Below are 13702 nucleotides of genomic sequence, written 5' to 3' on the forward strand. Positions count from 1 at the left end.
TGGCTTCGTCGAACAATTGTTTCGATAACGCTGCATCGCCTTTCGCTATGGCTGACTTGTATTGTTCCTCTTTGGCTTTGGCTTCGGCTTCCGCTTTTTCTTTAGCAGCTTTGTCGGCTAAGAGTTTATCGATTTCAGCCAGTTTTGTCTTGGGGTAAGTTTCGTTCGGTTTGATGCTCAAGGCTTGATTGTAAGCTGATTTGGCTTCGTCGAACAATTGTTTCGATAACGCTGCATCGCCTTTGGCAACAGCTGACTTGTATTGCTCTTCTTTGGCTTGGTTCGCACTTTCTGCTAAAATCTTATCAATCTCAGCTATTTTTGTCTTGGGATATTGTTCTGTAGGTTTTAAGTTAGAAGCATTTTGATAAGCTGTTTTTGCATTTTTATAATCTTGTTTTGAGAACAAATTATCTCCTTGAGCAATATATTTATTATAATTAGCTTCATTGTTGCGAGTTTGAGCAATAAGTTTTTCACATTGCATAATTTGCTTATCTGGATAATCGTTATATGGGTCAATATCAATTGCTTTTTCATACAATTCTATAGCCTCTTCATATGCCTGGTTCTTAAATTTCTCATCAGCTTTTGCAACAATCTGATTGTAAGATTGTTTTTTTACAGATTCAATCTGAGAAGTAATTTGCTCGATTTGTTTACGCATGCTTTCTGTATAAGGGATATCATAATCGAAAGCATCCGCTTCGGGATTATAAATAATTTTGGTAACCGGCTTATTAAGAGCAGAATAATCAACTCCTTCAACTTTAGGAAACAATTCTACAGAAAAAGTGTATTTATAAATAAGATCTTTTTCGGGTATTTTGGTATCAACAAGTACCTTTTTAGATGCATATTCAGCAGCCGCAATTTCTATGGTATATAATTTATCGTAATTAAGGTTAAAAGTAAAATCCCCGTTAGCGTTTGAAATGGTTGAATTAACTTTAGCATTTCCTTCAAAGAGATTAATGGTAGCATTGGCAATTTTATTTTTACCACTTTTAACTTGTCCAGAAATTTTCAAATAGCTATTATTTTGGGCAATTACATTAAAAACAATGAATATACTCAGTGTGATGAAAATATTTCTAATATATTTAGATACAACGGTCATTCTATAATAAAATAAATTTGGTGTAAAATTAAAAATTATTTTTAAGGTAATGGCGAATTAGGTTCTTTTTTCATGTGGTTATAAATAAGTTTATCGGTAAGTTTCGGAAAAAATTTATAAAGCCAAACAGTAAGTTTTCCCTGTGTTGTAAGGATAAGCGTTCTTTTACGTTTTTCTATACCGCGTATAATATAACTAGCCACTTGTTCGGCAGTCATCATTTTATTTTCATCGCGTGGTGTTTCACCTTGAGGTGTACCATTTGCCGTAAGTGCTGTATTTCGAATATTAGATGCCGTAAACCCAGGTGCTGCTATCATAATATGAATACCCAATTTCATTGTTTCGACTCTAAGTGTATTAAGAAAACCATGAATTGCTGCTTTAGATGCTGCATAACCAGTTCGAGCGGGCAAGGGTGTAAATCCTGCAATAGATGAGATGGCTACTATACTCCCTTTTTCTTTAATAATAGATGGAAGTGCATATTTTGTGCAATAAACAGTCCCCCAAAAATTAATATTCATAAGTGTTCGAATCACATCTAAATGCAAGTCGTTAAACAAAGCTCGCATAGATACACCTGCATTATTAATAAGCACATCTATCTTGCCAAAATGTTGCAGACATGTATCAATAATCTTTTTACATTCCTCTTCTTTAGAAACATCAGCCACTACATAAACACAATGTCCTTGATTAATATTTTCAAGTTCATTATAGGTTTCAATAAGTGCATCTTCCTTACGAGCGGCTATGCATATGTAATTATTTTGCTCAACAACTTTCTTGGCAATTGCCTTTCCTATACCCGACGAAGCCCCTGTTACAATAAAAACCTTATTCGTAATCATTTTTTTGTAGCAAAATTATGTAAAATATTTTGTTTTTTCAAATCATTAACATGTTGATATTCTCGCATATATAAAAATAATGATTTTTTTTGAAAAAAAAGATAATTTTTTTTTGAAAAATAAAAATTTGGTTATACCTTTGCAGTCTCAAATCTAAGGATGATTCAGTAGCTCAGCAGGTAGAGCATTGCCCTTTTAAGGCAGGGGTCCTGGGTTCGAATCCCAGCTGGATCACCAAACAAAAATCCCTCGTTAAGAGGGATTTTTTATTTCAAGCACCTACGCTATTATGTTGATATTTTGTATTATACTTTCATTCTGATATAAATATACTCTAATTAGTATTAATAAAACAAAGTTTTTTAATTATATTTGCAGAAAAAAATATGCAAAAACTTCAACAAGTTATTTTAATTATTTTTGGATTAGCCATTATTGCTTTATTTATCATCGTTTTTAGTCTAAACAACAATAAGACCAATGGTATCAACAATGATAACCCAAAAGATACCACCATTCATAAAGAACACAAAATAGCATTTGTAAATGTTGACACATTGTTGAAAAAATATGACTTTTACAATGTACTTGAAAAAAGATTGATGGATAAACAGAAATCACTTGAAAATGATTTAAATAGAAAAATGATTGCATTTGAAAAAGAAGCTCAAGATTTTCAGCGCAAAGTACAAACCAACAGTTTTTTGAGTCAAGAAAGTGCTCAACGTCAAGAGCAAGAACTCATGATGAAGCAACAAAACTTATACAAACTACGCGAAGATTTAAGTAATGAATTAGCTCAAGAAACTCAGAATCTTGAAAAACAATTATTAGATACAGTTACAAATTTTCTTAAAGAATTTAATGCCAATAAAAAATACGATTATATTTTAAATAAGGCAGCTATTCTTTATGGCGATGAATCGCTCGATATTACCGACACTTTAATTAATTTGTTAAATAAACGTTACAAAGCAGTAACGAAATAAGCCACTCATGTCGGTTTTATTACAATATTTAAATAAACACGCTCTTTACCCTAATCAAATTAATACTCCTCCTTCAGAAAATTTGGGGCTTGTTATTGTAATACCATGCTATAATGAAGAAAATATTATTACCATATTACAAAGTATTTATAATTGCGAACGTCCACTATGCGACACAGAGGTGCTTGTTGTTGTAAATTCGCCATCCAATGCCGATATCAATGTTTTAGAAACAAACAAAGCCCGAATTTACGATTTCAACACTTGGACATCTAATCATAAAGACCATCGACTGCGTTATTATTTATTACATTATCCATCGTTACCACCCAAAGATGCTGGTGTTGGTTTAGCTCGAAAATTGGGTATGGACCAGGCTATATATCGTTATTTACAAATCAATTACGATCAAGGTGTTATCGCCAATATTGATGCCGATTGTACTTGCAAGAGTAACTATTTAACTTCAATAGAAAAATTGTTTACTACCACAAAAACAAAAGCATGTTCGATACGATTTGAACATCCCATCGAAGGAAATTTATTTTCAACACAACATTACGATGCGATAATTCTATATGAATTATATTTACACTATTATATTTTATCGCTTCGAAAAACCGGTCATCCTTTTGCTTTTCATACAATAGGAAGTTCGTTTGCTGTAAGAGCTTCAACATACGCCATGCAAGGGGGAATGAATAAACGAAAAGCGGGTGAAGATTTTTATTTTCTTCAAAAAATAATCCCTCTAGGAAAATACTCAGAATTAAATAACACTTGTGTTTACCCATCACCACGAAAATCGGAACGCGTACCATTTGGAACTGGTGCTTCTATAACCAAAATGCTAAATTCTAATAATATTGATTATTATACTTATGATATTCAAGCATTCGAAGATTTAAAATTTTTTTTCGAGTATATTATTCATTTAAACAAAAACACAAATTTTGAGTTTCTAATGAATGTAATTAAAGAACCCCTAAAATCGTTTTTAATTAATAATAACATGGCTAATCATTTAGCCGAAATACAAAAAAACACATCATCCCCTCAAGCTTTCATTCAACGTTTTTTTCGTTGGTTCAATGCTTTTGTAGTTCTAAAATATATGAATTTTAGCCATGAGCAATACTATCAACGCAAGCCTATTGCAGAAATGGCAAAGGAATATTTAAAAAGATATGAAAATATAAACGTTCATAATTTAGGCAACAAAGACTTACTACTATATTTTAGGAATCTCATTTATGATAATTAAGGGTATAAAAAAAAGGCTGCCCTTTTTAGACAGCCTCTTTTTATAATCTCATGCCAATGCTTATTTTTTTTCTGGTTTTAAATAAACCTTTACATAATTGTTAAAGTTAAAATATTTATTGGCCAAATCTTGAATTTCTTTTGCTGTGGTGTTATTCACAATATTATTGTATTCGGCAATATTAGCTTTATCTTTATAATAATAAATGTTATCAAGTTTGCGAATCCACCAGTTGTTTTTCTTAATATCAGTTTCGCGTTCACGAACAAGTTGTTCTTTTATTTTCTTTAAATTTTCTTCGCTAGGTCCTTTTTTCTGCAATGCTTGTATTTGTTTAAATACAACTTTTGAAAGCTTATCCTGATTTTTAGGATTACATCCAAAAATAACAGTAACAGAAATTTCTTCTCTAGGATATTTTTCATATTCGAGACGTGCTTGTATGCCATAAGTACCACTTTCTTTTTCGCGAACATTTTCGCGCAACATGATATCTAAAATTTTAATCATCATGTTGGTTTTAATGTTATTTTCTGGTGACCAATTGTAATTAGTATTCCAAATAATACCAACAAATCCTTTTTCATCTTTTCCTTTATATACGGTTTCGTTGACAATGCCTGAAGGGAATTTCGGGCTAACATCTTTCCACATTTCTGATTTTGGCTGTGAAGGTAATCCACCAATATATTTTTGTATTAAAGGTAAAGCTTCATTTTCGTTTATATTACCGACAAAGAAGAATTTAAAATCGCGAGCATTATTGAAGCGATCTTTAAAATATTGTATTGATTTATCTAATGTAACCGTTTGAAGCTGTTCTTCTGTAGGTATTAAAATGGTACGAGGGTCATTTTGAGTTACAATTTTAGTTAATTTATCAAAAAACACAAATTGTGGATTGCTCATAATAAACATAAATTGACTCTTTAGCTTTGAGATAAATGATTTAAAAGCTTCTTCGTCTTTGCGGACATCGGTAAAATACATATACAATAATTGCAGCATTGTTTCTAAATCGGCAGGAGCTACTTTACCTGTAAAACCATGTTTTAAATCTTGAATATAAGGACTTATTTCAATATCCTTACCGGCAAGTTTTTTCTTTAAGTCGGTTTTACTAAATTGACCTAATCCGCATTCTTCAATAATGCTAGGAGCGTACATTGCATTTAAAATATCTTCATTACTAGCAAGTGAAGTTCCACCTAAAGTAAATCCCGAAAATTGAATTTCGTTGTTTTTAAAATCAGTTTGTTTTATTATTACTTGAGCTCCATTTTCAAAAGTTAGCTCAACTATGCCGAGTTCTTTATTTTCATTTCTGCTAACTAATTTCGAACCTTCGGGCATTTTGGCTAACAAAGGTGCATCGGTTTGCTTATCTTCATATGGGCTAAGCTGCAATGATTTAACTTTTTCTATAGTTTTTAATACTTCGTCTTTGGTTGGAACTTTAATACCATCTTTTTTAGGAGCGGTAATCATCATTACTAAATTATCATCGGTTATCCATTGCTTAGCAAGACCATTTACTTCATCGAGTTTAATTTCGGGTAAGAACTTTTTAGCAAATTCATATTCTTTTACTGCGCCTGGTATCGGATTTTGTGCAAGATAATGGTAAACATATTCCATCGCTAAGTTACCCGATTCCATTTTATCGTATTCTTTTGCCTGTTTTTCGTATTCTTTAAGTAATTCGTTTTTTTGACGTTCAAATTCAGTAGGAGTAAAACCATAAAGTTTAACACGTTGATTTTCGGTCATAACCGTTTCTAACGATTTATCTATAAGATTTTCTTTTGATAAAGCATATCCTAAATATGCATCTTTAGTACGTGCTAAGAAAGAACCATATTCGGTACCTGCATAAATGTATGGACAATCGGGCTTTTGGCTAATTTCCTCTAACCGATTATTAATCATGCCGGTAAATAAATCTTGCATTAATTTTATTTTGAAATCTTCAACGGTTTCTATGTATTTTTTGGGGTGTTTATAAAAAAACATAACCGTATTGTTAGTTGCCTCTTCGTCTGTCTCAATACTTATAAGTGGTTCTTTATTAGGAGGTAAGTCAAAAACTTCACGTTTACGTTCGTTAGGTGGATTTTGAATTTGACTAAAATGTTGTTTGATTTTTTGCTCCATTTGGTCAACATCAATATCGCCAACTACAACCACTGCTTGTAAATTTGGACGATACCAATCTTTGTAAAACTGGCGTAATGTTTCATGTTTAAAATTTTTTAGTATTTCGGGTTTACCAATAGGAATTCGTTCAGCATATTTTGAATCCTTAAAAATTACTGGAAATGCTTTTTTACGCATTCTGTCATCGGCACCTAACCCTAAACGCCATTCTTCGAGTATAACACCACGTTCCTTATCTATTTCTTTGCCCTCAAAAGTAACCTGATGAGCCCAATCTTCTAATATTTGAAATCCTTTGTCTATAAGGTCGGGCTGGTCGGTAGGAACTTTAAGCATATATACGGTTTCATCAAAGCTGGTATATGCATTTAAATCGGCACCAAATTTTATACCCATTCGTTCGATAGTATTTACCAATTCGGCATGAGGAAAATTTTTGGTACCATTAAAACACATATGTTCGCAAAAATGAGCTAACCCTTGTTGATCATCGGATTCAAGAATTGAACCCGCATTAACGGCTAATCGAAGTTCAACTCGTTTTTCGGGTTTTGCATTTTTACGAATATAGTAAACTAAGCCATTATCAAGTTTCCCCATTCTAACATTAGGGTCAATTGGCATTTTTTCTTGACTCTGAACTGGTTGTACCAAAGCCAACAGTGGTAAAATCCACAAAAATCTAAATAAACGAATCATACTTTAAAAATTTTTAAGTTATTAATCAATTTTTTTGACGTTTGAAACGCCTTAAAGTTACAAGAAAAAATATTTAAATACGAATTATTTTATCATTAGGTTACAAAATTGACCTAATTACTTTATTATCATTGTTATATTTTTTTTTCTATTTGATATTTATTTCGATCTGATGAATTACGTGTAATAAGTTCTCCTAAGAAGCCAGCTAAAAATAATTGCACACCAAGAATAATGGCTAAAAGGGCTAAATAAAAAAGTGGTTTATCGGTTACGTTACGAGTGGGTAAATTATTCCATGATTTATATACTTTTTCGGCAAGTAAATAAAAAGAAACCCCACCACCTAAAATAAACATAATTGTCCCCCACACACCAAAAAAATGCATGGGGCGTCGTCCAAATCGAGTTATGAAGGTTACAGAAAGCAAATCGAGAGGACCACGAACAAATCGTTCTAAACCAAATTTGCTTTTCCCATATTTACGTTCGCGGTGTTGAACCACCTTCTCTCCTATTTTTTTAAATCCTGCCCATTTAGCTAATACAGGTATATAACGATGCATATCGCCATAAACCTCAATACTTTTTACTACCTGATAACGATACGCTTTTAAACCACAATTCATATCGTGGAGTTTTATTCCACTAATTTTTTTAACGGTCCAATTATATAATTTACTAGGCAAGCGTTTACTAATAAGTGGGTCGTGTCTAATTTTTTTCCAGCCCGAAACTAAATCATAACCATCTTGTACAATCATTTTATACAGTTCAGGAATTTCATCGGGGCTATCTTGAAGGTCTGCATCCATGGTAATTACGACTTTTCCTTGTGTAGCAGAAAATCCAGTATGCAATGCAGCTGCTTTGCCGTAATTACGGAAAAATTTTATCCCATGAACTTCGGGATACTTTTGAGAAAGAGATTCTATTATTTCCCACGAACGATCAGTGCTTCCGTCATCGACAAATAAAATTTCGTATGAAAAATGATTTTCTTGCATAACACGACGTATCCATTCGGCAAGTTCTTGAAGCGATTCTTCTTCATTTAACAAAGGAATGACAACTGAAATGTCAAGTATCGGATTATTCATTTTGGTTATCGTTTTCTGATTTTATTTCTTTTTCAACTTCGCTCATTATTTGTTCGTACGACTCAGCATTTTTCTTAATAAAAGAAGATGTAATAAGCGAAAATATAAATCCTAAAAATGTATAAGAAAAAATGGTTCCTAAAGCCATCGTAAGTGGAGTAGTAAACTTACGAGTCATTTGCATAGCAGTTTCTATTTGTTCTTCGCTAAATCCTTGGTTATACATATTTTCTTCAGCTTGAGTATAGATTTTTTCTAATTCATCGGGAGCCAAAAACTTAAAAAACATAAAAATAAAAAATGCCACTAAAATAGACATAAATAAACTTATTAAAACCCCCGATCCTAAGGCTTTTCCATAAGTTATTTGTCCGTTTTGATAATGGTCTCGCAAATATTTGGTACCATATACAATAAAAAAAATATTTAATCCATAAATAATTAATGAGATTAAAATATTTTGCTGAATTCCAACAATATAAATAAGCAAAGAAACCATCATAATAGCAAGCCCATTTAATGCACCAAAATTCATACTGTTTTTTAGAAGCAACGATTTCATAAAGGTCAAAAATATAGTTTGGCAAATATAGTCAAATTTTGCATATAGAATTTTAAATAGTTTGAAATAGCCATAATAATCTCGTCATAATAACAAGACAAGTACCTTAATTCAAAATTAAAACTTAAAAACATAAATGCACATTGTATAAAGTAATTGTATGGCGATAAAAATAATGTTTATATACCCTTAAAGTTATTTTCTTTAAAAATATTTTCATAATAAGCTCCCATCAATTGCTTAATTGTTATCATAACATCAATTTTATCCATTTTAGTTTTAAAAAATTAAAATTATTATGTAGTTTTGAGAGTTTAAAATTGGCAGCTATGAGTGACAGTGAAGTACTTCAAATAGACATTAAAAAGGTTATAGCTTCAAAAAATCCACGGCTCGCCAAAATGCTTCCTGGTTTTGTAATGACCTATATAAAACGCGTTTTACATCAAGATGAAATTAATGCTTTTCTTGTACAAGCAAAAAATCGCCATAACTACGATTTTGTAAAGGCAATTTTAGAGCTATTTTCAATTCAATATAAAGTTCATGGTATAGAAAACATCCCCCAAAAAGGACGTTTTATATTTGCTTCCAATCATCCTCAGGGGGCTATAGACAGCATGTGCTTTATAGATGCAGTACACGAACACATGGGTGAATGCCGATTTGTAGTAAACGATGTTTTACTTGCTCTAAAAAACTTTTACCCAATTTTTTTACCCGTTAATCATTTTGGTTCACAAAACAAAGAAAATGCTCAAATATTCGACGAAGCTTTTAGGTCGAATATGCAAATTTTATATTACCCTGCAGGTTTTGTAAGTCGCAAAATAAAAGGTAAAATTCAAGATATAGAATGGAAAAAATCGTTCATTAACTTAGCTATAAAATATGAACGTGATATTGTTCCTGTTTTTATCGATACACAAAACTCTAATTTTTTTTATCGTCTATCGCAAATTCGAACCTTTTTAGGTATAAAAGCCAATATCGAAATGTTTTACTTAGCAGACGAAATGTATAAACAAAAAGGTAGAACCATTCATCTATATTTTGGAACTCCCATCTCTTACACTTCTTTAACAAAAGAAAAAACATATGCCGAATGGGCAAATGAAATAAGAAATATAGTATATTGTTTAAAATCATAATTGTATGGATAATAATCAACCTAAAAGGATTATACCACCAGTACCCATTGATTTAATAAAAAAGGAGTTAACGCGTGATAAATTTATTCGAAAAACAAATCATGGGGGCAATCTTATATACTGCATAACGGCACACGATTCGCCCAATATTATGAGAGAAATAGGTCGATTACGCGAAATAACATTTCGTAGTTCGGGTGGTGGAACTGGACAAGAAGTTGATATAGATGAGTTTGATACTTGCGAACGCCCTTACAAACAACTTATCGTTTGGAACCCTAAACGTAAAGAAATAATTGGCGGTTATCGGTTTATGCTCGGTAACGAAGCTATAAAAGACGAAAATGGAAAAATTAAATTAGCCACCTCCCATTTATTTAATTTTTCAGATAAGTTTCTTAACGAATATTTGCCATACACCATTGAATTAGGGCGTTCTTTTATTCAACCCAATTACCAAAGTACCAGTGGCGACCGACGAGGCATTTTTGCACTCGATAACATATGGGATGGCTTAGGTTCACTCACGGTTATTTATCCACACATGAAATATTTTTTCGGAAAAGTAACGATGTACCCCGATTTTAATCGCCAAGCACGCGATCTTATTCTTTACTTTTTAAATAAATATTTTCGCGATCAAGAAAACCTTATAACTCCTATTTACCCTTTAAAAATAGAAACTCCTTTAGAAGAACTCGAAAAGGTATTTACGGGCAACAATTACCTCGAAAACTACAAAATACTTTCACAAAAAGTACGAGCATTAGGCGAAAATATTCCTCCACTCATTAATTCATACATGAACCTATCGCCTACTATGAAAGTATTTGGCACCGCCCTAAACGACGAATTTGGAAATGTTGAAGAAACAGGGTTAATCATTACCATAAAAGATATATACGCTGTAAAAAAAGACCGTCACATATTAACTTTCAAAATTGGGAAAAGAGTTTTTAAATTTTAATCAGACCCATTGTATATTTAAAAAATATGTAATTTTGAACAAATTAAATACTAAGAAATATGGCACTAGAAAAACGTCCTTACGAAGGAAAAACATTAGCAATTTTAACAGGTGGTGGCGATACTGCTGCCCTCAATGCAAGCATCGAAGCTATCAAAAGTAGAGTATCGGCTTTAGGTTTTCAAGTTTATGGAATACGCAAAGGTTGGAAAGGGTTATTAGGCGATGGTGATATTGTAAACCTCACCAATCAACCATACGATGGTGTTTATGGAGGGACTGCCTTACGCAGCAGCCGCACCAATCCATTCTCAGGAAGCGACAGCTCGCGTGTTGAACAAATTATTAAAAACCTTAAACGCTATAAAATAGATGCACTTGTAACCATTGGTGGCGACGACACAAACGGAGCTGCTAAGAAACTATACGAAATGGAAGGAATTCCCGTAATCGGATTCCCCAAAACCATAGACAACGACCTTAGAACTAAAACCATTCATAACTACAATGGCGAATTAATAGAAGCTGTGATGTGCCCTGGATTCCCATCGGCTGCGAAAGGTGTTGCCGAATTAACCACCCGTCTCTGTACAACTGCCGAATCTCATTCTCGCATAATGGTAGTTGAAGTAATGGGACGCGATGCCGGATGGCTTACAGGTGCAGCTATTATGGGAGGTGCAGAAATATGCTTAATCCCAGAATTCCCAATAACCAAAGAACGCAAACAAGCTTTCTTCGAAAAAGTGAAAGAAGTATATCATAAATCGAAAAAACAATATTTAATTATCGCAGTAGCTGAAGGAGCTCGCTGGTACGACGAAAAAACAGGGAAAACCGACGTTGTTTATGCCAGCAGCGAAGTTGACGAATACGGACATCCACGTTTTGGTGGCATTAGTGGCGTTGTTGCAAGCGAAATATCGAGAGCAACAGGACTCGATGCAAGAGCACAAAACTTAGGCTACCTCGCTCGTTCGGGCGATTGCCGCAACTACGACCGTCGCCTAGTAAGTGTATTAGCCGATAAAGTTGTAGATCTTATTTTACGCGAAGATTACGGACGTATGCCCGTTTTATCTAAACTTTCTACTTATCAAGAATTAGAAGTTTATAACACGGGCACTATTGATATGGGCAATATTGGCAACCAACCCCTACCCAGCATTTATTATTTACCAGATGAATTCCAATTTGCCGAACAATATGTCGATTTCCTCTCTTATTTCATCGACAAACCAAAACAAATACGATTCGATTACAATTTCCCAAAAGTTAAACCCTTAATGTAAAATTTTATGTACGGAAATTATCAAACATATCTTCAAAAAGAATTACAACAAATAAAAGATGCCGGGTTATATAAAAACGAACGCATCTTAGTAAGCCCTCAGGGAGCAAAAATTAAAATTAACACAGGACAAGAAGTTCTTAACTTTTGTGCGAATAATTATTTAGGTTTATCGAACAACCAACAGTTGATTGAAGCTGCCAAAAAAGCTTTAGATTCGCATGGATATGGAATGTCAAGTGTTCGTTTTATATGTGGAACAACCGATTTACATAAAGAGCTTGAGAAAAAAATAGCTGAATTCTTTGGAACAGAAGACACCATTCTATACGCAGCTTGCTTCGATGCAAATGGTGGAGTATTTGAGCCTCTATTAAGCGAAGATGATGCTATTATATCTGATGCCCTTAACCATGCATCTATTATTGATGGTGTTCGCTTATGTAAAGCTGTTCGCTATCGCTACAATAATGCCGACATGAACGATTTAGAAAAACAACTACAAGCTGCTCAAGCTCAACGCTTTCGACTTATTGTTACCGATGGAGTTTTTTCGATGGATGGTAATGTAGCCCCCATGGATAAAATTATAGAGCTTGCCGAAAAATACAATGCACTTGTAATGGTTGACGAATCGCATTCGGCTGGTGTTGTTGGAAATACTGGAAGAGGAGTTACAGAACTTTATAACTGCCGAGGCAAAGTGGATATAATTACGGGTACTCTTGGCAAGGCTTTTGGCGGTGCTATTGGAGGATTTACCACCGGAAGAAAAGAAATTATCGAGATGCTTCGTCAACGCTCACGTCCTTATTTATTTTCTAACTCCCTACCACCTATGGTTGTTGCTGCCGGTATTGAAATGATGAATATGATGGCATCGACCAATGACTTACAGGATAAACTACATGCCAACGTAAAATACTTTATGGAAAAAATCCAAAAAGCCGGATTTGACATTAAACCTACTCAATCGGCTATAGTTGCTGTAATGCTCTACGATGCAAAATTATCACAACAGTTTGCTGCTGAACTTTTAAACGAAGGCATTTATGTAATTGGCTTCTACTACCCTGTTGTTCCACAAGGTTTAGCTCGCATTCGTGTACAACTCTCTGCTGCTCATGAATTTGAACATATCGATGCTTGCGTAGACGCTTTTACACGTGTAGGCAAAAAATTAGGTGTATTAAAATAATATTATACAAACCTATGTTAAAAAGGCTGCCCTTTTGAGACAGCCTTTTTTTATTTTTAATTACGATTTCAGTTAAATAATTTAAATTTCTTTTAGTAATGAGATTAACTTTTCTCCCCCCACACTCCTGACTTCGCCAATTTTAATCAATTTTTAATTTTTTAAAAAAGTTAAATATTTAAATATCAATAAGAAACATTTTTTTAATTAAAAAATCGCGTTTGTAGTGCCTAATATAAATTTGTATTTGTTTTTCTAAAAAATATGTTTTATATTTGCAGCATGTTTGTACGAATTAAAACATCACCGAATTCGCCCAAAAAAGCCGTTCAAATAGTTGAGAATGTGCG

The 13702-nt window shown here is 33.1% G+C and carries 11 protein-coding genes and 1 tRNA gene; 7 read left to right on the forward strand and 5 right to left on the reverse strand.

Annotated elements, in window-relative coordinates; all coding sequences use genetic code 11:
- Positions 1 to 1030, reverse strand: a 1030-nt coding sequence (locus tag HPY79_11285; GenBank protein NSW46386.1) for a carboxypeptidase regulatory-like domain-containing protein, incomplete at its 3' end; no start/stop codon positions are given.
- 131 nt (positions 1031 to 1161) lie between these two features.
- Positions 1162 to 1971, reverse strand: a complete 810-nt coding sequence (locus HPY79_11290) for an SDR family oxidoreductase (GenBank protein NSW46387.1) — start codon at positions 1969 to 1971, stop codon at positions 1162 to 1164.
- A gap of 164 nt (positions 1972 to 2135) precedes the next feature.
- On the opposite strand from HPY79_11290, the gene HPY79_11295 reads away from it, so the two are divergent.
- The 3 genes from HPY79_11295 to HPY79_11305 all read left to right on the forward strand — a co-directional run bounded on the left by HPY79_11295 (position 2136) and on the right by HPY79_11305 (position 4227).
- Positions 2136 to 2211: transfer RNA gene (locus HPY79_11295), tRNA-Lys, on the forward strand.
- A 149-nt stretch (positions 2212 to 2360) separates the two neighbouring features.
- Positions 2361 to 2963 (forward strand): OmpH family outer membrane protein, encoded by a 603-nt coding sequence (locus HPY79_11300; GenBank protein ID NSW46388.1) that lies wholly within the window; start codon positions 2361 to 2363, stop codon positions 2961 to 2963.
- A gap of 7 nt (positions 2964 to 2970) precedes the next feature.
- Positions 2971 to 4227, forward strand: a complete 1257-nt coding sequence (locus HPY79_11305) for a glycosyltransferase family 2 protein (protein ID NSW46389.1) — start codon at positions 2971 to 2973, stop codon at positions 4225 to 4227.
- A 60-nt stretch (positions 4228 to 4287) separates the two neighbouring features.
- On the opposite strand, the gene HPY79_11310 is transcribed toward HPY79_11305, so the two are convergent.
- From HPY79_11310 to HPY79_11320, 3 genes are all read right to left on the reverse strand, one after another.
- A complete protein-coding gene (locus HPY79_11310) occupies positions 4288 to 7083 on the reverse strand; it encodes an insulinase family protein (protein NSW46390.1) in 2796 nt (931 codons plus the stop codon).
- Positions 7084 to 7217: 134 nt separating this feature from the next.
- Positions 7218 to 8183, reverse strand: a complete 966-nt coding sequence (locus tag HPY79_11315; GenBank protein ID NSW46391.1) for a glycosyltransferase family 2 protein — start codon at positions 8181 to 8183, stop codon at positions 7218 to 7220.
- Entirely contained in the window at positions 8176 to 8718 is a 543-nt protein-coding gene (locus HPY79_11320) for a DUF4199 domain-containing protein (protein NSW46392.1), read from the reverse strand. Before HPY79_11320 ends, HPY79_11315 begins: the two co-directional genes overlap by 8 nt.
- Positions 8719 to 9074: 356 nt before the next feature.
- On the opposite strand from HPY79_11320, the gene HPY79_11325 reads away from it, so the two are divergent.
- From HPY79_11325 to kbl, 4 genes are read left to right on the forward strand one after another with little or no spacing between them, the layout of a single operon-like run.
- Complete coding sequence (locus HPY79_11325) at positions 9075 to 9896, forward strand: 1-acyl-sn-glycerol-3-phosphate acyltransferase (protein ID NSW46393.1); 822 nt, start codon at positions 9075 to 9077, stop codon at positions 9894 to 9896.
- A gap of 4 nt (positions 9897 to 9900) precedes the next feature.
- Positions 9901 to 10863, forward strand: coding sequence for a GNAT family N-acetyltransferase (locus HPY79_11330; GenBank protein NSW46394.1), 963 nt, complete (start codon positions 9901 to 9903; stop codon positions 10861 to 10863).
- 59 nt (positions 10864 to 10922) lie between these two features.
- Positions 10923 to 12155 carry a 6-phosphofructokinase gene (locus HPY79_11335; GenBank protein NSW46395.1) on the forward strand — a complete coding sequence of 411 codons (1233 nt, stop codon included), beginning with the start codon at positions 10923 to 10925 and terminating at the stop codon, positions 12153 to 12155.
- Positions 12156 to 12161: 6 nt separating this feature from the next.
- Positions 12162 to 13352 (forward strand): glycine C-acetyltransferase, encoded by a 1191-nt coding sequence (gene kbl / locus HPY79_11340; protein ID NSW46396.1) that lies wholly within the window; start codon positions 12162 to 12164, stop codon positions 13350 to 13352.
- Positions 13353 to 13702: the final 350 nt, after the last annotated feature.

It is taken from the genome of Bacteroidales bacterium, assembly GCA_013314715.1.
Taxonomy (GTDB): domain Bacteria; phylum Bacteroidota; class Bacteroidia; order Bacteroidales; family GWA2-32-17; genus Ch61.

Excerpts from the sequence above, each read along its gene's own strand:
- HPY79_11330 (NSW46394.1), top strand. The coding sequence starts at position 9,901 with ATGGATAATAATCAACCTAAAAGGATTATACCACCAGTACCCATTGAT.
- HPY79_11315 (NSW46391.1), bottom strand. The coding sequence starts at position 8,183 with ATGAATAATCCGATACTTGACATTTCAGTTGTCATTCCTTTGTTAAAT.
- HPY79_11300 (NSW46388.1), top strand. The coding sequence starts at position 2,361 with ATGCAAAAACTTCAACAAGTTATTTTAATTATTTTTGGATTAGCCATT.
- kbl (NSW46396.1), top strand. The coding sequence starts at position 12,162 with ATGTACGGAAATTATCAAACATATCTTCAAAAAGAATTACAACAAATA.
- HPY79_11325 (NSW46393.1), top strand. The coding sequence starts at position 9,075 with ATGAGTGACAGTGAAGTACTTCAAATAGACATTAAAAAGGTTATAGCT.
- HPY79_11320 (NSW46392.1), bottom strand. The coding sequence starts at position 8,718 with ATGAATTTTGGTGCATTAAATGGGCTTGCTATTATGATGGTTTCTTTG.
- HPY79_11310 (NSW46390.1), bottom strand. The coding sequence starts at position 7,083 with ATGATTCGTTTATTTAGATTTTTGTGGATTTTACCACTGTTGGCTTTG.
- HPY79_11305 (NSW46389.1), top strand. The coding sequence starts at position 2,971 with ATGTCGGTTTTATTACAATATTTAAATAAACACGCTCTTTACCCTAAT.
- HPY79_11335 (NSW46395.1), top strand. The coding sequence starts at position 10,923 with ATGGCACTAGAAAAACGTCCTTACGAAGGAAAAACATTAGCAATTTTA.